This is a genomic window from Priestia sp. YIM B13551 (genome assembly GCF_042787905.1).
Lineage (GTDB): Bacteria > Bacillota > Bacilli > Bacillales > Bacillaceae_H > Priestia.
In genome coordinates, this window is record NZ_JBHZOX010000001.1 from 1,114,411 (window position 1) to 1,136,823 (window position 22,413).

Annotated in this window: 21 protein-coding genes and 1 pseudogene; 9 read left to right on the forward strand and 13 right to left on the reverse strand. The window is 34.9% G+C overall.

Annotated features, from left to right (window positions below; genetic code table 11):
• Nucleotides 1–151 precede the first annotated feature (151 nt).
• A pseudogene (locus tag ACFX4N_RS05670) lies at nucleotides 152–349 on the forward strand (MerR family transcriptional regulator); the annotation flags it as partial.
• Nucleotides 350–792: 443 nt separating this feature from the next.
• Here ACFX4N_RS05670 and ACFX4N_RS05675 read toward each other — a convergent pair.
• Nucleotides 793–1,626: a hypothetical protein gene (locus ACFX4N_RS05675; RefSeq protein ID WP_057274764.1), complete on the reverse strand. Its 834-nt coding sequence runs from the start codon at nucleotides 1,624–1,626 to the stop codon at nucleotides 793–795.
• Between the two features lie 356 nt (nucleotides 1,627–1,982).
• Between ACFX4N_RS05675 and ACFX4N_RS05680 the strand changes: the two genes are divergently transcribed.
• Entirely contained in the window at nucleotides 1,983–2,717 is a 735-nt protein-coding gene (locus tag ACFX4N_RS05680; RefSeq protein ID WP_055990402.1) for a class I SAM-dependent methyltransferase, read from the forward strand.
• A 105-nt stretch (nucleotides 2,718–2,822) separates the two neighbouring features.
• Here the strand turns inward: ACFX4N_RS05680 and ACFX4N_RS05685 are convergent, their stop codons facing one another.
• Nucleotides 2,823–3,404, reverse strand: a complete 582-nt coding sequence (locus tag ACFX4N_RS05685) for an LOG family protein (protein WP_192100680.1) — start codon at nucleotides 3,402–3,404, stop codon at nucleotides 2,823–2,825.
• 102 nt (nucleotides 3,405–3,506) lie between these two features.
• On the opposite strand from ACFX4N_RS05685, the gene ACFX4N_RS05690 reads away from it, so the two are divergent.
• Together ACFX4N_RS05690 and ACFX4N_RS05695 are read left to right on the forward strand one after the other, a co-directional pair.
• Nucleotides 3,507–3,824 (forward strand): MazG nucleotide pyrophosphohydrolase domain-containing protein, encoded by a 318-nt coding sequence (locus tag ACFX4N_RS05690; RefSeq protein ID WP_013056492.1) that lies wholly within the window; start codon nucleotides 3,507–3,509, stop codon nucleotides 3,822–3,824.
• A gap of 464 nt (nucleotides 3,825–4,288) precedes the next feature.
• The gene (locus tag ACFX4N_RS05695) at nucleotides 4,289–5,086 is read left to right on the forward strand and encodes a PhzF family phenazine biosynthesis protein (protein ID WP_192100679.1); all 798 of its coding nucleotides are present in this window, start codon (nucleotides 4,289–4,291) and stop codon (nucleotides 5,084–5,086) included.
• 54 nt (nucleotides 5,087–5,140) lie between these two features.
• Here ACFX4N_RS05695 and ACFX4N_RS05700 read toward each other — a convergent pair whose 3' ends face one another.
• Entirely contained in the window at nucleotides 5,141–5,431 is a 291-nt protein-coding gene (locus ACFX4N_RS05700; RefSeq protein ID WP_274583084.1) for a DUF3889 domain-containing protein, read from the reverse strand.
• Nucleotides 5,432–5,506: 75 nt separating this feature from the next.
• Between ACFX4N_RS05700 and ACFX4N_RS05705 the strand changes: the two genes are divergently transcribed.
• Both ACFX4N_RS05705 and ACFX4N_RS05710 read left to right on the forward strand, forming a co-directional pair.
• A complete protein-coding gene (locus ACFX4N_RS05705) occupies nucleotides 5,507–6,268 on the forward strand; it encodes a hypothetical protein (protein WP_013056489.1) in 762 nt (253 codons plus the stop codon).
• A 527-nt stretch (nucleotides 6,269–6,795) separates the two neighbouring features.
• A complete protein-coding gene (locus tag ACFX4N_RS05710) occupies nucleotides 6,796–7,377 on the forward strand; it encodes a YitT family protein (RefSeq protein WP_057274758.1) in 582 nt (193 codons plus the stop codon).
• A gap of 276 nt (nucleotides 7,378–7,653) precedes the next feature.
• Here ACFX4N_RS05710 and ACFX4N_RS05715 read toward each other — a convergent pair whose 3' ends face one another.
• Entirely contained in the window at nucleotides 7,654–8,550 is an 897-nt protein-coding gene (locus ACFX4N_RS05715) for a macrolide 2'-phosphotransferase (RefSeq protein ID WP_013056487.1), read from the reverse strand.
• 936 nt (nucleotides 8,551–9,486) lie between these two features.
• Nucleotides 9,487–10,584, reverse strand: a complete 1,098-nt coding sequence (locus ACFX4N_RS05720) for an L-dopachrome tautomerase-related protein (RefSeq protein WP_057274757.1) — start codon at nucleotides 10,582–10,584, stop codon at nucleotides 9,487–9,489.
• 455 nt (nucleotides 10,585–11,039) lie between these two features.
• Here ACFX4N_RS05720 and ACFX4N_RS05725 point away from each other — a divergent pair, with 455 nt between their 5' ends.
• Nucleotides 11,040–11,819, forward strand: a complete 780-nt coding sequence (locus ACFX4N_RS05725; protein ID WP_235567415.1) for an SDR family NAD(P)-dependent oxidoreductase — start codon at nucleotides 11,040–11,042, stop codon at nucleotides 11,817–11,819.
• A gap of 271 nt (nucleotides 11,820–12,090) precedes the next feature.
• On the opposite strand, the gene ACFX4N_RS05730 is transcribed toward ACFX4N_RS05725, so the two are convergent.
• Complete coding sequence (locus ACFX4N_RS05730) at nucleotides 12,091–12,222, reverse strand: hypothetical protein (protein ID WP_255256000.1); 132 nt, start codon at nucleotides 12,220–12,222, stop codon at nucleotides 12,091–12,093.
• Between the two features lie 367 nt (nucleotides 12,223–12,589).
• Between ACFX4N_RS05730 and ACFX4N_RS05735 the strand changes: the two genes are divergently transcribed.
• Both ACFX4N_RS05735 and ACFX4N_RS05740 read left to right on the forward strand, forming a co-directional pair.
• Complete coding sequence (locus ACFX4N_RS05735; RefSeq protein ID WP_057274755.1) at nucleotides 12,590–13,078, forward strand: CBO0543 family protein; 489 nt, start codon at nucleotides 12,590–12,592, stop codon at nucleotides 13,076–13,078.
• Nucleotides 13,079–13,685: 607 nt separating this feature from the next.
• Nucleotides 13,686–13,958, forward strand: a complete 273-nt coding sequence (locus ACFX4N_RS05740) for an HU family DNA-binding protein (RefSeq protein WP_057274754.1) — start codon at nucleotides 13,686–13,688, stop codon at nucleotides 13,956–13,958.
• A 487-nt stretch (nucleotides 13,959–14,445) separates the two neighbouring features.
• Here ACFX4N_RS05740 and ACFX4N_RS05745 read toward each other — a convergent pair whose 3' ends face one another.
• The 7 genes from ACFX4N_RS05745 to ACFX4N_RS05775 form a co-directional block, all read right to left on the reverse strand.
• Entirely contained in the window at nucleotides 14,446–14,616 is a 171-nt protein-coding gene (locus ACFX4N_RS05745) for a hypothetical protein (RefSeq protein ID WP_156622812.1), read from the reverse strand.
• 385 nt (nucleotides 14,617–15,001) lie between these two features.
• Nucleotides 15,002–16,279 (reverse strand): MFS transporter, encoded by a 1,278-nt coding sequence (locus ACFX4N_RS05750; protein ID WP_057274753.1) that lies wholly within the window; start codon nucleotides 16,277–16,279, stop codon nucleotides 15,002–15,004.
• A 129-nt stretch (nucleotides 16,280–16,408) separates the two neighbouring features.
• Complete coding sequence (locus ACFX4N_RS05755) at nucleotides 16,409–17,380, reverse strand: sugar phosphate isomerase/epimerase family protein (RefSeq protein WP_057274752.1); 972 nt, start codon at nucleotides 17,378–17,380, stop codon at nucleotides 16,409–16,411.
• Nucleotides 17,377–18,555, reverse strand: coding sequence for a Gfo/Idh/MocA family protein (locus ACFX4N_RS05760; protein ID WP_057274751.1), 1,179 nt, complete (start codon nucleotides 18,553–18,555; stop codon nucleotides 17,377–17,379). The genes ACFX4N_RS05755 and ACFX4N_RS05760 overlap by 4 nt, the downstream gene beginning before the upstream one ends.
• A gap of 183 nt (nucleotides 18,556–18,738) precedes the next feature.
• The gene (locus ACFX4N_RS05765) at nucleotides 18,739–19,920 is read right to left on the reverse strand and encodes a levoglucosan dehydrogenase (RefSeq protein ID WP_057274750.1); all 1,182 of its coding nucleotides are present in this window, start codon (nucleotides 19,918–19,920) and stop codon (nucleotides 18,739–18,741) included.
• Between the two features lie 131 nt (nucleotides 19,921–20,051).
• Nucleotides 20,052–20,873 carry a sugar phosphate isomerase/epimerase family protein gene (locus ACFX4N_RS05770; RefSeq protein ID WP_057274749.1) on the reverse strand — a complete coding sequence of 274 codons (822 nt, stop codon included), beginning with the start codon at nucleotides 20,871–20,873 and terminating at the stop codon, nucleotides 20,052–20,054.
• Nucleotides 20,874–21,226: 353 nt separating this feature from the next.
• Nucleotides 21,227–22,228 (reverse strand): LacI family DNA-binding transcriptional regulator, encoded by a 1,002-nt coding sequence (locus ACFX4N_RS05775; protein WP_192100678.1) that lies wholly within the window; start codon nucleotides 22,226–22,228, stop codon nucleotides 21,227–21,229.
• Nucleotides 22,229–22,413 lie beyond the last annotated feature (185 nt).

Genomic DNA, 22,413 nt, shown 5'->3' on the forward strand with positions numbered 1-22,413 from the left:
CCTTTCATCAAGAAGTATTTATAACGTGCTATATTTAATAAACTTCATTTCTATATACAATCCAAAAGTTACTAACATATATACTGATAAAGCATGGAAATAGGAGAGGATATTCTTGACTAAAAATCATCCATATTTAGATGAGAAAGTTATGACTATAAAAATCGTTACTGAAATGACAGGTTTATCAGAAAGGCAAGTTCGTTATTATGAAGAGCGAGAGCTTATTTTCCCGAAACGAAACTCTTCAGGTACCCGAATGTATTCCTTTTCCGACATTGAAAGGTTAATGGACATCGCAGAAAAAATTGAAGATGGGGTTCGAACACGAGAATTGCGTAAGGATTTATTTTAAAATAGGTAAATTTGATTTGTTCTTTTAGTCTTTGTTCATGTTTACTCAATCCGTATCTTCAATATTTAATGGATTATTTTCATTTTAATTTTTATAAGTGTATATAAAACAAGATTTTTATGCATCCCATTACCATTTAGCCTAGAGAGAAACATTGATACATAAAGAATGTATAAAAATTTGCATATTCTATAAAAATGACTCTGTTAGAACCCTTACTCCCATAAGGGTTCCTTTTTGGGTTGTGTACCGTAAAGAGGTATTATGTTAACTGAACATTCATAGGTTATAGAGTCAAAAAATAGAAGGAACTACTGTCCCTCAACAGTAATTCCTTGCTGTAATATAAATGTATTTTGGATGATCTAATTTATCTGAAGTAGTTTATACAGAAAGAATGATTGACGAATAACTCACAGAGATAGATTCTTTTTTAGTTATTTACTAACTTCCACTACGAATGGAACTATAAAGACTTTGTTACTGCGCTGAAACTCTCCCCAAACTTTATAGACGCCAGGTGAAGGGAAGGTTGTATGGAACATAGCATTAGATCCTTTTACCCTTTCATCCATCGGATGTACGTGCAGATATTTTGTTGCGTCTTGATTTAGAATGACAACGTGTCCTACAGCTCCAAGGTATGGTTGTAAATCCTGAATAGGCTGTTTGGTTTGAGCGTCTTCAAAATAAAAATTTAGCATAGTTTCCTGATTCGCTTTTAGCTGGCTATCTATTTTAAGAGACACTTGATTCCCATTAACAGTTTTTACTAATTTCTTATCAGGTGTAAGGCTAACAGGAGGTGGTGTATTTCCCCTAACAGAAACCGTATGCATTTGAACTGTATCCGATTGTCCTTTCGGTACAAAGTCAGCAATTAACTGAAATGATCCTCCCTGAGTAAACGTAACAGGTACTGTGAACACACCTTTTCCCTTATAAGCAGGATGGATGTGTTGATATTTTGACAAGTCTTTGCTTGCAACAATCAGATGCATTTTCTTTTCGTGATTTACCTCAAATTCGGAAATAGGCTTCCCTTTATTATCTTTGATTGTGATTGTTAACTGGTTGGTTGTATTAGCCTGAGGATAATGTTCAAACTTCCAATCGGTTTGTACTGCAACTTGTTGTTTTTCTTTTGAAGAATCGTTATGGTCCATGTTTGCCATGTCGTGTTTCATCTGCTTATGTTCAGAATCCTTATTACATGCTACCAAAGCAATCATAGTTAAGAGAGATACCACGACAAATAGTAACTTTTTCATATATACACCCTTTCATTGTAATAAGTACTGCTGTCCACTATTTATATCAAATAGATGTGGAGAAACTGTGCAGACCTATCCATACTCAAACACAGGATTAAGCAACTACCGATAAGGAACATTATGGTAACTAAACATGTATAGGGTATAAATTAAAAAAGATTTTATTATTACCTTAAAGGTATGGACGAACTTTTCTGCCCTCCAATAGTTAGCCTTTATGTTATGATTGTTGGTAGTATCCTAGGACAGAAATGGAGTGGTCATAATGGTAAGGAGAAGATAGGTAGCCTCCTGTAATAGACGTTTAAGTGATCTTAGGAGGCTATTTTACTATATAGGAGTTGTTATCAGTAATGAAACAAAATAAATATGATGTTGAAAAATTCTTTTCTGCTTACGAGCAGATGCCACGTTCTATTAAAGGGCTTGAAGGCGCTGGTGAATGGCATGTGTTAAAAGCATTAATGCCAGATATGAAAGACAAAAAAGTACTGGATCTAGGTTGTGGGTTCGGCTGGCATTGCCAGTTTGCACATGAACAAGGAGCACGTTCAGTAATCGGTGTTGACATATCTGAAAAGATGCTTGAAAAAGCTCGTGAAAAAACAAAGGACCTTTCTATTTCATATATCCAAATGCCGATAGAAGATATTGATTTTAAGAAATCAGAATTTGATGTGGTCATTAGTTCGTTAGCTTTTCACTACATCAAGTCATTTGAGGAAGTTGCTAAAAAGGTATGCAGCTTTTTAAAGCCAGGTGGTACATTTCTTTTCTCAGTAGAGCATCCGATTTTTACTTCTCGGAATGAACAAGACTGGTACTATGATAATGATGGACACCCTATGCATTGGCCTATCGATCATTATCAAGAGGAAGGGATTCGTCATACGTCCTTTTTAACCGAGGATGTAATAAAATATCATCGTACGATTTCTACTTATATGAATGATCTGATTCGCACAGGTTTTACAATCAATGCAGTGAAGGAACCAATGCCTTCTGATGAAATGTTAGAAAGTATACCTGAAATGGTACATGAAACTAGAAGACCGATGTTTTTAATAATCTTAGCAGAAAAGAACTAATTTGTTTCATGAAGAAGAATTAGTTAATTAAATAATGAAAGGGTGTCCTAACTTACTAAAGGACACCTTTTTTGTTTCCTAGGACTGTGATTATGGTAACTTAAATTAGCTCTGAGCTTTTGTAATATATGTTTTTACTGAAGGTGGTTGGTATGTATTAAATTGATTAAGTAACCCATGTGGTTCTGTATCTACTAGAGCCATAGAACGATATTTTTCCTGTAAAAACTGTTCTTCTGTCATATGATTAAATAATGATACAAGTGGTGTGTAATAGTTATTAATGTTTAAAAGTCCACATGGTTTCTGATGTAAACCTAACTGAGCCCATGTGAAAATTTCAAAGAATTCCTCTAATGTGCCTGGACCACCTGGTAATGCAATAAATCCATCCACTAATTCTGCCATCTTGGCTTTCCTTTCATGCATAGATTCAACAACAATAAGTTCCGATAAGTTTTTATGAGAAATTTCTCTTTCCTCAAGAAAGCTCGGCATAACGCCAATTACATGTCCACCTTCTTGTAAAACGGCATCAGCAACAGCACCCATTACACCGACACTTGCACCTCCGTATACAAGAGCGATATTGCGTTTAGCAAGCTCTCTTCCTAGAGCTTTTGCTCCTTCAATATAAAGATCAGATGCCCCTTTACTTGAGCCACAAAATACAGCTAGTCTTTTCAAAAGTATCCCCTCCTAAGTAAATAACCCTTATCGATTATACATAATGATGGAACATTTGTTAAACTTAGGAGGATTTTTAAAAATGGAAGGTGGAACTAATCAATGAATGTAACAGAATTTCAACAATGGGTAAAGGACTACTACAAGATGAGAGGCTGGTCAGACTTAGATATTTTTGTTCGAATTGGCTTTCTAGCTGAAGAAACAGGTGAAGTAGCACGAGCTATTAGAGCTTTAGAGATCGGGAGAGATAGACCAGACGAAGTAGAGGGTACTCTGGAAGAAAATAAGAGAGAATTGACGGAGGAACTAGGAGATGTATTAGGCAACTTAATTGTGATTGCCAATAAGTATGATATTCCTCTAGAAGAGATATTTCAATCTCATAAGGATAAACTTGCAGAACGATATTCTAGTTAAGGGTTAGGATTTACATGCTAATAAGTACCAAGATATATTAAGCAAAATACATATTAACAAAAGGGAGACAGCATATATAGGCTCCCTTTTGTTAATATGTATTTTTATAAATTTTTTTATGTAAACTTGCTTTATATATGGTATTCATAATTTAACGTCTCTTTTTTTCGTGATCTTTTTGGGTGTCTTTTACTGTTTTAGCCATAGCTAGAAATATAATTAATGCAATGATGATACCCAGTATAATACCTCCGGACAATAGGCTGAGCCCCCTTTAAAATTCCTGTTTTTGTTAATTATATCATATAGATTAAAGAGATTAAGTACCTAGAAACAACATTATGCTGACTAGAAGCATAATGTATATTTTGTATATTTTTCTGCTTCTTAGTATCAAATAAAGGTAATTATATCGACTTGTTGAACTCTTATCTTAACTGATAGTTAAAGGAGTGGTATTCAACATGAGTACCTATTTATATCGAGTAAATGCTTTTTCACAAGATTTAACTTCTGGTAATCCAGCATATGTAATTCAATTAACTAGTCCAATCCATAAACAGTTTATGCAAGCGATTGCTAAAGAGTTAAATCTACCTATTACAGCTTTTCTCCTAGAGCAACAGTGTAACGTATATGAGTTAAGGTGGTTTACTCCTTCAGAGGAAATAAAATTGTGTGGGCATGGTACATTAGCAGCTGCTCATATACTCTGGGAGGAAGGTATTATAGAGGATCAACACCCTATTACATTTACAACAAAATCCGGTCATTTGAAAGTGGAAAAAGTAGAAAAAGGGGTTCAATTAGCTTTCTCTACCGATGCACCTACCCCTATAGATATTACATCTACCATCCAAAAATTAGTAGATGTACCTATTTTAAAGGCTGCCCAAAACAGTGATCGATACATTATTGAAGTAGCAGATGAAGAATTATTGAAAAGACTTGTACCTAATTTAGACCTCCTTGCTACTCTGCCTGTTACAGGTTTAGTCGTAACAAGCCCTTCAACTAAGTATGATTTTGTTTCTCGTTATTTTGCTCCTAGAATTGGAATAGAAGAAGATTTTGTTACGGGTTCAGCCCATTGTGGTCTAGCTCCATATTGGAGCCAAAGGCTAAATAAAAAACAATTATATGCTTTCCAATCTTCTGAAAGAGGTGGAGAGTTATTCATTTATTATCAAGGTGATTTAACTTACATAACTGGTAAGGTTATTACTATTTATAAAAGTCATTTTAATGAATTGTTACTCTAAGGATATAGAAACATTCAACAACAGAAAGAAGCGTTAGAATCAATTCGGACGCTTTTATGTATGCGTATTTTGCTTTTGTAAGCTTATCTTTGAAATTTTTTCTGATTTTGTATCAAAATGAATATTAACTATAACTTCAAACTTCTTGTTATTTTCATCAAGCCATAGTTTGAATGTCTCAACTGAATAATTCCCTTTCTGTTCTCGCTTTACGTGTAGGTAATCATAAATTTTAGCTGATGGATATCTTTCTGTAGCTTTTTGCATAGCGATCTTTCCCCACTTTGCATGTGAGGGAATCGCTTTTTCCGCATTTACTGTGTTGATGTTATTAGGATTATTCAAAAAAGGTATGAAAATAAACAGAATACATAAACAAGTGGTTATTATTGTAATATCTTTTAAAGGTGGCATATTACAATGAAAATGGCACTAATTATTTTATTGATCTTTGGAGGGATGAATTTTTCTTCAATACTTGTTCCGGCGGAGCAAATTCAGGGGCCGTCTCTAATGAAAATGGTTGAAAAATTCAAGCCGTCTAATGCAATTCTTATAAAAGCTGACAGACCTTCATCCGCAAAACCAATTCAATTTTATGACTTTAATCATGATGAACAAAAGGAAATTATTATTACCTATGAAATTAAAGCAAAAGAACAACCCTCTCCTTCTCAATTTGGAGTAATGATATTAAAAAAAGAAAAGGATGGAAATTGGAGAAAGCTATTTAATGACCACGTTCAAGGAGTAGATTTAGACTTTTCAGTACTAGCTGATATTACAGGGAATGGTGTGAATGACTACTTATGGGGAGTTACAATTGGAGCAGCAGCAGGAAGTCAACTTAAAGTTATTCATTGGAATGGTACATCATTCAAAGAAATTGCAGACGAACCTTACCACAAAATAGATCTCGTAAAAGGAAACAAAAAGCTTGGTATTACAGCTTGGCATATGTACCTTGGTGATAGTCATCTTGTAGATGTATTGAAATGGAATGGTGAAAAACTAGTTTATGATCAAGAATTATACTCTACATATTATCCAATTATTGAAAAGTTTTATAAAAATAAAATCAGAAAGTTGGATGCCTGGTATTACTGGTATTGCCTTGCAGATGCTCAAATAAAAGCGAATTCATTTGATGAGGCTTCTAAATCCATAAAAAAAGGCAAATAACCCTTGAATCAATACATTCAAGGGTTATCTACTAATTCAATTTATAAGCACGTTAAGGTCTTTATAAATCATATGCCTGTTTTTAAAGTGCTATGACTTTTTGTCCTTTAAAAAACAAACTACCTAAAAATAGAAAAAACTACTGGGACAGCAGTAGTTTTTTCTAGTGCAAACTATGTTTTTATTGATGACTTTAATCATCATGAATAGTGTAGTTACACTAATGAATTTTATTCCTAGATAATCGATAAGAAAGAAAGCTGCCAGGGAGGGCAGCTTTCTTTCTTACAAGGTTGCAGTGGAAGACGCCGTTCAGACATCTTGAGTAGTTTGCTCAAATGATAAAAAAGTATTCAATTTAGGCAAGTTGCCTGATAAAGAATGAAAACATATAGTGTAGTCAGAATGCTTTCAGCTCTGAATCCGTATTTTTTATAACTTCCCTGATCTATAAAATTAAAAAGCGCTTTTCCGATAAAAACATTCATGACAGCTAGCTAAAGCTTATACATATAGTAAGAGATAAATTGACTGAAAAGGTGATTATTATTCGGAAAATACTGGTTGTTCTAGTCGGAAGCTTATTGTTAAGTATAGGAATTAATGGATTTTTAGTTCCTCATTATTTGTTAGATGGGGGAACAATTGGGATTGCTCTCATCCTTCACTATTATTTTGAATTTCCTACAGGTGTGATGATTATTATTTTGGGTTTTCCATTATGCTGGTTTGCTTGGGTTTATGAAAGAAATTATTTTTATAATAGTTTTTATGGTTTAGTTATTTCTTCTTTATTGATTGATTGGCTAGAACCTATTAAAGACCAGTTTCAACTTCCTGTTTTTCCTAGTGTAATTCTTGGAGGAGTGTGTATTGGGACGGGGATTGGTCTTATGCTTCGATATGAGACAAGCACAGGAGGAACAGATTTACTAGCACAACTTATATCAAAAGCTTTTTCTTTAAACATAGGGATGGTTATTTTAATTATAGATGGTTTTATCATAACAGCAGGTCTTCCTTTATTAGGACCTAAAACGTTTCTTTTTTCATGTTCGACAATTTTCATAGGTGGAATGACGACTTCGTTAATTACTAAAAAAGAATAATTTGGATTATAAAATTAGTATCTTCTATCCTCCATTTTTTGCACTTTCTTGATTTTTATAAATTTAAAAGGCCCTTATAATAATTCTGAGATTGACTAAAGGGTTCTCTTTTATGGTTCGTTCCTAGAGAATCCATTATGGTAACTAAAAGGCGAAAAAGCTACCTTTGGGGAAGATGGCTTTTTCTACTGATAAATAAATTAGGTTGTAAGTGGAGTCCTAAAAGACTTCTTAAGTAGTTTGCTCATTATATAAGTTTTTATCAAAGTTATTTTATTACTCAATTGGACCAAGCATCTGTTGGGCCATATCTTTATACTCTTGCATCCCAGAGCTTTTAGCAAACTCAGCAACAGTAATTGCCTGTGTTGTTGCTAACTCTATGATATGCTCTTTCATAAGTGGCCACGCTTTTCCCCCTGCTTTCTCATATGCAGTAATAGCTTTTTCCAATCCACCTTCTCCAGTAAATAAATAGTGAGCAAGAAAATCACGAGATACATCTGTAACGGCTACTTCGGTCCAATCTATTAAGCCAGTGACCTCTGATTGGTGATTAATTAAAATATGCCCCGGATGAATGTCACCATGGCTAAGGCCGGTATAGTTTGGCCACATATCATCATTAGCTACCCAGGCTTCCCAACGATTCAACAAATTATTACGCACCTCATATTCATCTTTTACTTTTTGCATTTTTTCTTTCATTAACTCTCTTGCTTCCGTTGCCGTATAAACCTTAATACCAGCCTTCTTTACTACGTTTGTTGGCAGTTGATGTAACTCTGCTAACATGCGTCCGAATGATTCGTAATATGTGGATGGAATATTTTCTATATCTAAAACCCACTCGTAATTTTGAATTTTAGGATTAATGGTACCCACAGGCACTCCGTCTAATAATCTATAAGCAATGAGTTCATCGGTGGAAATTTCCCAATTGGGTGCTTGAATGGTTGTATATCGATTTACAGCATCTAAAACCATCTTTTCTTGATTAGCTTTTGCCATAGAGTCTAGTCTGCGCGGGATTCGTAAAATCCATTTTTGTCCCTGCTCATCCTCTGCATGGGCAACTTGAAAATCTAAGCCTGATTCATTCAATTTCATTGTTTTTTCGATTACATTTAGGCCTTTTCTTTTTGCTAATTCTTTAATTTCTAGTTTATTCATCTTAATTATCCTCCCATAAATATTCAATTTTTTTTACTTTGTTCGTTGCCCTTTTTATTCTCTACAGCTCTTCTTCTCACAACTAATGTTATCAATTAATAGCTATTTATCAGTATAAATCAACAGTTAGAAACACAAAAAAACTGCAGAAATCTCTGTCTGCAGCTTAAAGTAACCAAGTATCAACCTCCATGTACTCAGTAATACCTCGAAGAAACCATAACAGTAGATTGTTCAAGGTAAATGAGTGCATTTTTAGGTTAGGTATAACAAAAGAAAGATAGATGAACCCACCTTTCCTCATGTCACACATTGCTATGTCCGTTGAAGATTATTAAAAATGGACAGACTGATCCTGTTTACTCTGCAAGTATTAAACAGAGCCTTTGAACATATTAAATTACTTGTTCAAAGTACGGATACGCAATCTGATTGAAGCAGTCATTTTTAATAATCCTCCTTATTGTAGAATACTTTCATTTTATAACATAAAATTATTATTTTCCATCCCCCGATAAAAGTCTATTTTACTTATCTAAAAGGTCTATTGCTAGGAGTAATGTTTGCACGAGAATTAACATATTAGGTAATACTTATCAAAAAATTTACTCTATAAAGATTTATACTAATACTCTTCCGGTAATGATCATGTTAACTAGATATGTATGCGGTATTGATGTTATTAAATAAGCTTATAAGGATTACCATGCTTGGGATACAAACGAACAGATCAGTTTGGATTTAAATAATATCAATACAGCATTGAATTTACCGATATTATGAAAAATTTCCTGGAACAGTTTAACACTAATCAAATAAACTGTTTCTATTAAACCATTTTGATTTTATTTGGCAGAAGTAAATAAATTTAATACTTCTTGCTTACTCGTGTTTGTTTTACACTATATAATGAAAACAATTAATTGACTATTTTTATTATGAAAAGGTTGGAGCAGGAAATTCATCAATTTTGATACGAAGTAAACTATAAGGTTTCTCTCGTAAGTCTTTTCCATAATGAAATCTAGGCTGTCGATGTAATTGGTTTACAATGACATACAAATATTGATCTGGGCCAATTGAAAAAGTATCCGGCCACAAAATTTTCGGATCATGTGCGATAGTTTCCATTATGCCATTTGGCAATATCTTACGAATACTGTTGTTTTCGTAATCTCCAGCATAAACAGTTCCCTTTGCATCGGTGATCATTCCATCAGACGCACCTTTTTCTCCCCAATACTCCACATGATAAATTAAATCTTTATCTGGTATAGTTCGGTCCCTTAGAACTTCTGTTGAAATCGAGAAAAGATGACGACTGGTTAGTGGACAAAAAAATAAAACTTTGCCATCGGGAGAAATTGCTATTCCATCAGAAGCCAACCTAAATGGGGAAGTTGAGCCATCTATGTTTCTATTCATCAAAATTTCACCTTCTACCTTCGGTAAAAAATAGGGATCGGGTGAAGTTGATTTTTCTCCATTTAATCGTCTAAACGCGTTTCCATTTGATAAATCTACGACAATAATAGCTCCTGGTCCTCTTGAAGAAGAATCCGTTATATAGGCATAACCTGCTTTTCCAACACGAAAATCAAAACGGACATCATTCAGATAAGTTGTAGGTAGAACAACATCTTCTGTAAAGGTATATACTTTTCTTATTGTATTGGTTTCTAAATCAACAGCGACTAATTTTGCTCCCCCTTTAATAGGTTCAGAAAAATTGGGTGCCGCTGTATCTAATATCCAAAGCGTTCCCCTTCCATCAGCAACTACACTTTGGACACTGATGAAAGTCATTGTGATATTTTCGGAGTTAACCAAATTGGTTTGTAAATTAGGATAAGACTGCAATTTATCCTGAATAATTTCCGCCACTGTAAATTTAACATCGTCTCCCCATTTCGGAAAGCAAATGAAAATACGACCGGTTTCTGAAACAGTAACACCTGTAGGCATAGCCCCATAAAATGCATAAACTAGTTCTAAATTACCGAAATATTTTTCACTAGGTAACATAGGTTTCATAATATCCTCCTCAAACATTCAAACGGGATATCTCATATATATGGTTTATATTTTTTCTAATGCATATTTCTTAATAAGTTTTTCTATACGAAAAGATGATTGAATTGATTGTTTTCGAAATTTAATAAGTCTGTCAGAAGAAAGGAAACATTTTAATTTAAAGGTCTCCAGATGAAGTAGAATTCAATTAGCAGGTAGCGAAGTTCAATATTCCCGAATCAACATTAAGCTGTTATAAATAAGAAATTAGGAAAATTTTCTTTTTTAACTTTATGAAGAAATGTATTTAAGCTAAACTGCCTCTTTAGCACAATAAGCACTTCAACCTTTAGCAATTTAAGTCCACTACTCTTTTATCATAGCTTTGCTTTTTAAAGAATTTTCGTATAAAGTGATGATTACATAGAATACTGTATCAGTCAGTGGTTTAATAACATTTCGGAGGAAAAATGCCAATGAATACAAAAGACTTAAGAAATATCCATGCCCTCGTAACAGGTGCTTCAAGCGGCCTAGGATTTTCCATGGCGGAGGCTTTGCTTCAAGCTGGAGCCACGGTGGCGTTAGCTTCTAGAGTTGGAACTAAATTGGATCAAGCAGTAGAGAAATTAAAGCGTGAGGGTTATCCTGCTGTTGGAATTCCTTTGGATGTTCGATCAGAACAATCCGTCAATAATGCGATCAAATGGGTGAAAAGAGAATGGGGGAAGCTCGATGTTCTCGTCAATAATGCGGGAATTGGGATGAGGACAGTAAACCCGCGTTTTTTAGTCGAGCCTCAGCCATTTTTTAAAGTAACACCAGAGGGGTTTCGAGATTTAATTGATACCAATCTCACAGGATATTTTTTAGTAGCTCGAGGGTTTGCTCCTTTAATGATGGAACAAGGTCATGGGCGAATCATTAATATTTCTATGAATCATGAGACTATGAAAAGAAAGGGTTTTGTACCTTATGGACCATCGAGGGCAGCCACTGAATCACTCTCATATATAATGGCCGAAGATTTAAAGGAATATGGAATTATGGTGAATATGCTTTTACCAGGTGGTGCCACTACTACCGGGATGATTCCGGACGAAGTTCGAAAAGAGATTGAATCAAAATTCCAGCTATTAGATCCAAGGGTTATGGCCGAGCCGATTGTTTTTTTAGCCTCAGCTGCTGCAGAGGGAATCACAGGTGAAAGAATAGTTGCCACCGATTTTCAAGACTGGCTTCTTAAAAGAAAATAAGTTTTTAATCACAGGGACGGATCCTTTCCTCTTTGAAAAAGTAGAGCTGTCCCTATGATTATTCTTTTATATTTTATAGAATGTCCAGCTCCAGCACGGGTATAAGCCAATCCGTCAAGAAGACTAAAGAGCAAACCTTCTCGCTAGCTTGTCTAGAGTCACGCCTCTCATCTACACGCTTCCGCTTTTGTTCCTTCGGGTTCTGCATAGTTTTATAACATCTGTTATCCATAGTCAAGGAAAGAATTCCTTCTTCAACTAACTTGCCCCATTACTTTAAGTACATTCCTCCACCAACAAAGAAAGCGTCGCCCATGACAACATCATCAATGATGTCAAAATTGGGCTTACTGCCGTTCAATTTCCCCGACTCATCCCCATTCATATAGAATCGATATCTCATAGATCGCAAACCCCTACAATTAATTTTATTTTTAATTTTACTTTTAAGTACTTCTCGTTCACATCGCTTATAATACAGGCATTTCCGTACAATGGTATAGTCGTTTTCTGTAATTAATTTAGTGAAAAAAAGAACCCAAATTGAGTTCTTTTTCACGGTGGCCGTTTCTATTTTAAATAAGTGAAGAAGCGATTGTACATATTAAACATTTGCTACCCGTTAGTTTAAGTGAAAATGTTCATAACCAGGAAACAATTTTATATCAAAATAGAACCTTGCTTATTCACTGTTTACTGATCTAATTTTGGAATTTCCTTAGTATAACCTCCTACATCAAAGATAAACTATCTTTGTGGAGGTGCTAAAATTGGATCGGAAATTTGAAATAAACCTTGTAAAATTCCTTTATTTCTTTGGTATTAGTTCTTTTATATATTTAATAAAAAAACCACTTGCAAAGGAATGGCTCCTTGTTTTCTTTATAAAAAGTTACTATGCATCATTGGTCGATAATCTGGTTGTAAAAAGAGGCTATGTTCAATATCCCACCCGATTTCCAAAACAAGTTAAAACAAGCGTGTTGTTTGATTACATAATTTTCCCAATTACTTGTGTCTTTTATAATCAACTAACTAAGGATTCCCGCATCATTCAGTGCCTTTTAAAAGTTCTGTATTTCAGTATACCTATGACTATTGCTGAGCTATGGTTAGAAAAAAATACACGTCTTATTAAATATAAAAATGGATGGAATTGGACAACTACTTTTTATTCTCTCTCTTTTTCCTTATTATTGGTTAGATTTACAATGTCTGTTATAAGACTTATCTTCAATAATAAGTACGATTTATCTTAGATAGAGGTGTCAATCAATAATAAGAGTCAAAAAGAATATAGGGACATTTGAAGAATGATTAAATCTGCATATTTGTTTCAATTATTCACAATTTCTTCTCTACATTAACTTAAATATCCTACTGATTTTCTGTTAATAAGCACCGAAAACGGTCAATTATATGGAGAGCTTTTTTAAAAATGCATAAACGTCTTCCAGAGAAAGGAGTAAATGAATAAACGTTATAAAAATTATAGTTTTATCCTTTACTCTATATGACGACAAATACAATGTTTTTCGACAATATAAGTAATAGTTAAACTATTTTTAACTATTACTTATATTATTATTTACTCTTATGAATAATGTAACAACAAATATTATCTATATTTTAAAATTAAAAGGTATTAAAGATTCATTTAACAAGTTATTTTAAAATTATCTAACGTTTATTATTTTTATAATGGACTTCATTTCGCCACAGAGCAAATCTTAGTATGAAGATTCCCGGAAAAATAGGAATTCTTCTTCTTTTTATCTAATCTTATTAAGTGACAAGCTTGTAGAAGCTATGATATGTTAACATCTCTACATATTATCTAAAAATAAGAGGATGAGGTGTTTGAATATGAATAAAACTGAACTAGTAGATGCAGTTGCAACACAAGCAGAACTATCAAAGCAAGATGCTAAAAAAGCTGTGGAAGCGTTGTTTGAAACGATTTCTAACACACTTGCGAAAGAGGAAAAAATTCAGTTGATTGGATTTGGAACATTTGAAGTACGTGAACGTGCAGCTCGTACAGGTCGTAACCCTCAAACAGGTGAGGAAATGACAATTCCGGCTTCAAAGGTTCCTGCTTTTAAACCAGGAAAAGAATTAAAAGAAGCTGTTAAATAAATATTCCTTATAAGCAAGTCCCCTCTAGAGCTAGACTTCTAAAGGGGGCTATTTTTTATGGTGAAAAATCTTTAAATACCTCCACCTAAATATTATCTAATCAAGGTTTCTATTTTCTTGAGTCGTCGTCTTAGAGTTAGAGTTAGAGGTAGGCTCTTTGCCAAGTCTAGGCTTCCAATTTCCTAACTTGTTTTTTTAGTAATCCTTTAAAAAATCATGTTTCTTTTTTTGTCTTTTATCCCTGTTTTTCATAAAAACTCACCACCTTTAGGTTACTTAATAGATGTAATTTATCCTTATTATAACTATGGTGAAAAACCCACTCTTTATGCTAAATCTATAAGTAATAAGTAGTTCATCTTGCTACTAAAAAGTATACTTTTAGGTATTGTCATAATTAATAATAATAAAGAAAGAAGGTTAATAAATATTAACCTTCTTTTCAGACTGGCGAGAAACCTTTTAAGTTCTCGTTGAAAGGACTTTATTATTTCGTAGAAGAAGCATCCTCATTCTCAGAGGTAGAATCTTTCTCTTTGAAGTTAGGTAGATGTTTTCCATGAACATTATTGATATTGGCTTCATCAGAAGTATATCCAGCAGTATTAAATCTGTCATCCCCTATTACAGGCTGAGAATTGTTAGACTGATTTTTCATCATGTACCTCCTAGTTTGGGTTGGATAGGTTTAGTATGCTCATGTTCACATTATTTCATGAGGATGCACTCAACGTTTTACTTCTATTCAGTCGAAAGGGTTGGATATTTAATCAATGTAAGGATTAAAATGTTTCATTAAAATGAGTTTTGATTATTACATATAACATAAAAAAAGGATGTATTTGTCGTCATAAAGAATAAAGTGTAAAATATTAATTTTCAGAAGTTAGTTTTTGTCTTTTCTCTTGTATATAAAATAGATTACCGATCTAAAACCTATACAATTTTCCTTTTATTAATTAGTCATTAACTGAGTAGGTTTATTTTTTTATCTAAGTATAAGTATACAACAAAGTTTTAATAGGAAAAGATTGTCCTTACTTTCAACCGACTTGTTTCTCAGATGAATAATTGCTTTTGTTTTGTTTTTCTTCACCTGGTAATTTCATAAATACCATCAAAATAGCACTAGCAAAATACAAACCAGCAAATATCCACATGACTCCGTGTACACCCATGCTACCAATGAATGTTCCCACAATTGCAGGTGCAATAAAGTAAGACATTCCAGCCCCAAAACTTACAATAGCCATAGCTGAGCCCTTCTTTTCAGGTGCTAATGAACTTACTAGAGCAGAGAGTGGTACATAACCACATAGAACGATTCCAAAAAATATGCCTACCACAGTTAATGCCCAGAAATTATGCCCGAACATTTGAGGAGTATAAAGCATAACCAGAGTCATTACACCGCAACCGACACTGCCAATCCACATAATTGTCTTTCGCCAACCTAACCATTTGTCACTGATATAGGGAATGATTAAGTTAAAAGAGATATTGGCCACCCACATAGTTCCCCATACTTGTAACCATTCTTCTGTACTGTATCCATATTCTGAGGACAAGTATAGAGGGAAAAAGATTGGAAGAGCACCTACGCCGGTCGAGTTTATTATACGAACAACTCCTCCTATTGCGATTTTTGGATTTTCAATACAAATAGTTAGTCCACTGAGTAAACTTTTCAATTTTTCCTTGCCGTTACCCTCACGTTCGTGTACTTGGCCTTTTACAACAACAACTCCAATTAATCCACCGATTAACACCCACACGACTGCACTCCACATTAATCCGATATATCCGATTTTCGGAATCATATACGCTGGAAAATAACTTCCAACAACATAAAGACCGCCACTCCATGCTGCCCAAAATAGCCCTATTGCCGTAGCTAAAATACGGTCAGGACTGCGATACGTAACCCAAACTAAAAACGAATAGCAAAATAAAGGATAACCAAATCCTCGAATAGCATAAGTTGGTAACATAACTGCATAATTATGCGGTTTTAGACCATACTCAATAAAAAGAATTTGACCAACTAACCAGATAGCCAAGCCTGCTATCATAACCTTTCTTGGTCCCCATGCTTCTGTAAGGACACCCGAAAAGTAGGAGGCGATTGCTAATATAGCTCCGTATGCTGCAAAGAGAGTAGAAGATTGTTGAACGGTTAAGCCATGTTCAATAAGATACGGTGAAAGCCAACCATGTTCGAGACCATCTCCTACCATAAAAATTAGAGTTGCGATATAGCCCCAAATCATAGCTGATGGAAGACCTTTGGTGTTTTGCTCTCTTTTTGAAATCGCATTCATTTTAATCACCTCAAAATTATATATTTAACAATGCTAATAGTCACATTTACTCATTAGATGGTTCTCTTTAATGGTTAATGATAAATACCCAACCGAGTATTTATCATTAACCATATAGGAAATATACTGTTACGCCCACCACATTTCAGTTAATTGTTCTTTAAATTGTGCGCCTTTTAATAAAGAGATGGCCTTACTTAATCCTTCATCTAACGAAGCTAGCATATCTTCATGTTCAATGGATATCACATAGTCATATCCTACCGCACGAAGCGCACTCACCATATCTTTCCATACTTTTTCGTTTTGCCCATATCCTACGGATCTAAATGTCCACGAACGATTCAAAGTATCACTGTAATGTTTTGTATCTAATACTCCATTAACACTAATATTTGCCTGATCCAAATACGTATCTTTTGCATGAAAATGAAAAATAGCCTCTTCTCGACCAAGTTTTTTAATGGCTTCTACTGGATTAATCCCTTGCCAAATCAAATGGCTTGGATCAAAATTAGCTCCAATACTTGGCCCAGCATGTTCTCTTAATTTCAAGAGAGTTTCAGGGTTATACACAACAAAACCCGGGTGCATTTCAAGCGCAATTTGATGGATACCGTGTGACTCTGCAAATTTCACTTCCTCTTTCCAGTAAGGAATGACTACTTCATTCCACTGCCAATCTAGGATTTCCGTATATTCCGGCGGCCAAGAACAGGTTACCCAGTTCGGATTTTTGGCACCTGGGTGGTCACCTGGGCACCCAGAAAATCCATTAATCACCGGCACTTCTAAACGTTCAGCTAATAAAACTGTTTTTCTCCACACATCATGAGCCTTTTTGGCAACCATCTTATTTGGATGCAGTAAATTTCCATGACAACTTAGACCACTTATTGTAAGTCCTCTACTTATAAGGGCAGCTTGAAATCTTTTTAATTTCTCTGGGTTCTCTAGTAATTCATCGGGATTACAATGACTGTTTCCTGGAAAATTGCCTGTGCCCAATTCAACGGCCTCTACACCCATTTCACATAGTTTGTCCAGCATCTCTTCAAAAGGTAAGTTTTGATAAAGAACTGTAAACACCCCTAATTTCATGCACGTACCTCCTGCTTTACCGTCACCTTCATCCATTTTTGTTGTTCATGACTTGCTAAAATGGCGTCGGTAATGCACATGGACATATGTCCATCTTCAAATGTCGCGAAAGTGGCTTTATCACTTAAAGGATTTTTACCTTCTCGAATAAAGGTATAGAAATTCAACAATCCATTTTTTAATGCATCTGGCCAGCCTTCATTATGGCCCCCAGGATGATGAATGGACGATTTTGCTTCAGGATTAAATAAAGCAGGATCTGCAAGAAGAGTTTGATTTGGTTGATCTCGATAGCCAATCCACAGCTTTTCTGGTTCTTCTTGATTCCAAAAAGCAGAATTTTGACTGCAAGCGATTTCGAAGCTTAGCCTATTTTTTCGCCCTGCACTTACTTGAGACACAGTAAATAAGCCTTTTACCCCGTCTTCAAAACGTACAAGAACAGATGCATAGTCTTCTGTGTTAATCGGAATATCTTCATATGCTTCTTCTTGTCCTTTTTGTCCCCCAAAAGTAGATCCTTGAGAAGTAGATTTTTTTCTTACTGGTATAACAGTTGCTAGATCAGCAAAAACTTCGACAATTTTTTTACCTGTTACATATTGAACTGTATCACACCAATGAGAACCGATATCCGCTACCGCCCGTGATTTCCCTCCGACTTCGGGAGCTAAACGCCAATTAAAGTCTGTTTCGAACAATAACCAGTCTTGTAAATAACTTCCGTGCACTAAGTTGACTTTCCCTAACTCACCGTTTCTGATCATCGTTTCTAATTGTTTTACAATCGGAAATTGGCGGTAGTTAAAGTTTACGCCATGTACGACCTGGTGCTCTTTAGCTAATTTCAATAGCTCGGCTGATTCTTCACTAGACATAGCTAATGGTTTTTCCGATAACACATGTTTGCCTGCTTGAATAATTTCTTTATTAATTTGAAAGTGAAGGTGATTAGGTGTACAGTTATGAACAACTTGAATATCACTGTCTTTTAACATGTCACGATAATCCCCATAAGCTTTCGGAATTCCAAGTTCAACCGCTTTTTGTTCCGCTACTTCTTGACCATGTTCTGCTAATCCAACTACTTCTACAAAACCAAGTCTTCTGATAGCCTCAATATGAGTAGGTCCAATAAACCCTGTCCCAATAACTCCAACTTTTATTTTTTCCATTTCTTTCTCCACCTTAATAAACTGTATTTTCTATAATTTCTGTTGTTTACGTAGTAGCTAAAAAGAGAATTAAAACCTTTATAGCTGTTTGTTGACTTGTCTTTATTGATCCGAATCACAAATCAACAACTCTATTTCTAATAAAGGCTAGTCTACTAGGACTAGCCACTACTAAACTATTATTTAAGCTTTCACTAAATTTTCTGTAAGATTAACCCATACACCTTTTTCAGCTGATTCAAGGATAGCATCTGAAATAACAGCGATTTGATAACCGTCTTCAAAATCTGGTGATACGCTTGTATCTTCAGCGATTGATTTGAGGAAATCATATGTTTCAATAATTTTTGTTTCCCCGTAGCCAATCCCTAATGCTGGGATTGGCCATAGACCTTCTCCATATGGATGTGCAGGTCCTGTATAAACCGTTCTGAATCCGCGGCTATCACTTGGATCATCAGAGAAACATACTTGAAGCTCATCACGGCGTTCATAGTTAAAGTATAATGAACCTTTCTCTCCGTGAATTTCAAATGTTAAGAAGTTGTTGCGACCCCAGGCATTACGAGTCGCTTCAATACTTCCTACTGCGCCGTTATCAAATTTAATTAAAGTTGAAAACTCATCGTCTACATCAACTTTACCCTTTGGTACATCAGCTTCTGCTTTTACTGTTCCTAGTTTATCTACACCGCCACTTTGAATCGGTCTTTCACCAATCCATGTCTTTGCAACAGCCATTACCTCTGAAATGTCACCCACAAGATATCTTGCATAGTCGATCACATGTGTTCCGATATCACCTAATGCACCTGAACCAGCTCGTTCTTTTTGGAAGCGCCATGATAAAGGCGAGTTACGATCCGCAGACCAGTCTTGCAGGTACGTACCTCGGAAGTTTAAAATCTTTCCGATTCTTCCTTCCTCAATATATTTTTTTGCTAGAGCAACGGCCGGTGTTCTGCGATAGTTAAATGCAACCATATGTTTAACACCTGCTTCTTTTACTGCGTCAAGCATTGTTTTTGCTTCTGCTGCAGTTCGTGCTAAAGGTTTTTCTGAAATGATATGTTTACCTGCTTTGGCAGCTGCAATGGCAATCTCTGCATGAGAGTCATTTGGTGTTACAATATCAATAATATCAATTTCAGGATCTTCTACTACCTTTCTCCAATCAGATGAATAGTTTTCAAACCCTAAACGTTCCGCTGCATCTTTTGCTAACTCTTCGGTCACATCAACGACTGTGTGTCGTTGAGGAATTGCTGGTGCTGGCCAAAAAAACATTGGCATACCTGCATAAGCAAGTGCATGCGCCTTCCCCATAAATCCTCCGCCAATCATACCTACGTTTAACTTTTTCATTTTTATTCTCCTCCTATGAAAGTAGTCTATTTATTCGGATCTACTACCTTTTAAATAACATCTGCTATATCGTTATGGTAAATCAGATTCCAAGTTTCTAATATATTATCTCTGTTACTTTCTCCTTGACCTTAAGACTTATTTGCCGTTTCAAAACTTAATAAGAAGTTAAAGCTGATTTCTGCTCCTTTTTTCGGATCATTATAGCTGTCTAATTCTACTGTAAGCCATTCATCATACCCAATCCCATCCAGCGCTTGGATCATCTGGTCAAACTTTTGATGTCCTTCTCCTAAAGGAAGAAATTCTCCATTATAATAATCTTTGAAATGAATATATTTAATGCGATCTGCATATTTTTTAATTACTTCTACCGGATTCCCTCCACCTGCTTCGATATGCGCTGTATCCGGACATAAATTAATCGTTGTTAGTGCCATTAATTTGTCCAGCTGGTCTGGGGCCTCTACGTTTGTTCCTAAATGCGGGTGATAGCTTGGAATAAGATTATATTTCTCTGCAATTACTACTACTCGATTAAGCGCATTGCCTAAATCAGCGTAATCGCTTTCTAAAATACCATTCGTACGGATAGCTCCTCCGCCAATTACTAGATGCTGCGCTCCTAGTTCAGAAGCAAGAGCTGCAACCTCTTCAATTTTTAATAATTCCTCTTCCAAAATATCCGGGAAAATAAAATTCCCTCCAGTGTAAACTCCAATAAAGTCTAAAGAGTAACGGTTCAGCAATGCTCTAAATTCTTCTTTTCTATCTTTAAATTCCATTAGATTTCCGTCAAACATTTCAAATCCTTTATATCCAACTTCTGCAATATCTTTTAAAGCTTCTTCTGTTGATCCATTTGCAAGGTAATAAAGGTCTTTTATCGAAGTGACTCCGGCAGGGTGCCCTACTACCCCGCCCCACGTATTTGTCTGATATCCTAGTTTCATGGTTTCTCCCCTATCTTTAAAGATTCCTTATGAGTGCATAGTGTATTAATACTGGGATTTCATCACCTCCCTAAATTAATTTAGATAAGAAATAATTGAACCAAAATACATGTAATCGATTACAAAGTATTCTAGACAAAGACTGTATTTTTTAATTCATTATAAGAAGAAGTTGTTTTTACTACCTGTACTTGTACTTGATTGTACTTATCAGAAATCTAAACTAAAAATCCCTTTTTAATCGGATATTAAATAATTCTTTTTCCAACCATTTGTAATCGATTACATCTTAATTTTTAAAAAACAAGAAGATTTAAATCATCAGATACATTTTCAAAAGAACTCTTATTCCCTTATGAAATATGTGTTGAGCATGAATCACGTATGATAAGCTGATCTTCCATTAGGTATTGATGTCTTTCAATTTCTTCCTTATTCATCAACTTTATAAGTAATTTCATTGCCATCGTGCCCATCTCAAAAGCTGGCTGTGAGATGGTTGTAAGAGCCGGTTTGAAAATAGATGAAAATTTTATATCATCAAATCCTACTACGGAAATATCATGTGGAACACTTAATCCTTTTGAAGAAATAGCATTTATAGCTCCAAATGCCATCTCATCATTGGCTGCGAACACGGCTGTTGGAAGATGATTAAGATCCAAAAATTGATTCATTATATTAAAACCGCTTTCATAAGAAAAATTACCCTCCTGCACTAGAACGGACTCAATTGTAAGGTTGTATCGTGCCATTGTCTGATAAAATCCTTTTAATCGATCCTGGCCTATCACTCCATCTAGAGGACCTGATATAAATCCTATTCTTTTATGTCCCAGCTTAACCAAATATTCTGTTGCTTTTTGAGCCCCACTGATATTATTAATAGAAACGGTGGGGATGGCTGAACCTTCTATATATTCACATGCCAAAACTACAGGATATTTGAGAGCCATTTCCTCAATGTTCTTCGATTTCATTCTCGCCGTTAGTAAAACCATTCCATCAGCTTTTTTTTGGAGAAGTATGTTTAAATACCCATTTTCTCTTTCCAAATCATTGCCCGTATCCCCAAGCAGAACTTGATATCCGTTTATGACGGCTACAGACTCAATTCCTCTTAATACTTTAGAAAAAAAAGGATTTGTTATATCAGGTACAATGACTAGAATCGTTTTGGTTTCTAATGTTCTTAACTGGCGAGCTAATGCATTTGGCTGATAGTTTAATTCTTTAATTACTTGTAATACTTTCTCAGTCGTTTCTTCCGTTACAGTGTTAGGTTTACTTAGTACTCTTGACACTGTAGCAGTTGAAACATTTGCTTTTTTTGCTACATCTATTATTCGCACCATTTTACGACTCTCTTTTCTTGTTCTTCTCTATAACAGAATTGTAATCGCATACAAAATTATTGTCTAATTGGATTCAGACAACATTTTCTGAGATTCAAACTCTTTAAATTTCCTTTTAAGCGTCGTTTTTATCCATATAAACAAAAAAACAACAAATTAAAAAAACTCAGCACTTATTGCTGAGC